At 58.0% G+C, this 312-nt stretch carries 1 protein-coding gene and 1 pseudogene; both read right to left on the bottom strand.

What is annotated here, in order from left to right:
• Positions 1–98 (bottom strand): annotated as a pseudogene (locus tag EE949_RS30355) (LPS assembly lipoprotein LptE); the annotation flags it as partial.
• Positions 99–185: 87 nt separating this feature from the next.
• Positions 186–312: hypothetical protein (locus EE949_RS30350; RefSeq protein ID WP_431194225.1), on the bottom strand; the 127-nt coding region annotated here is incomplete at its 5' end.

Raw genomic sequence — 312 nt, 5'->3', positions numbered from 1 at the left:
TTGATGGCCAGATCGGTCGTGCCGGTGCCACGCAGATGAAAGCCGCAGGCGCTCAGCAGAACGGCAAGGCCCATCACCAGCAAATTGCGTTTGATCATCTTGATGCCCCCCTTGAATCCTTGTGGGCCGACTTCGCGTCCCTTGGAAATATGTTCGGCACCCGGTCTGCCGGGTGCCCGATCTCATCAGCTTGCGACGATATTGACCAGTTTTCCTGGCACAACGATGACCTTGCGGATCGTCAGGCCATCAATGAAGCGCAGTACGTTTTCGTTGATCCGGGCAGCGGCTTCCACTTCTTCGCGGCTGGCG

Origin of the sequence: Pseudomonas viridiflava (assembly GCF_900602065.1) — a bacterium.
Classification (GTDB): Bacteria; Pseudomonadota; Gammaproteobacteria; order Pseudomonadales; family Pseudomonadaceae; genus Aquipseudomonas.
Note: the sequence above shows the minus strand (reverse complement) of the source record. Positions and strands in the feature narration are given on the sequence as shown.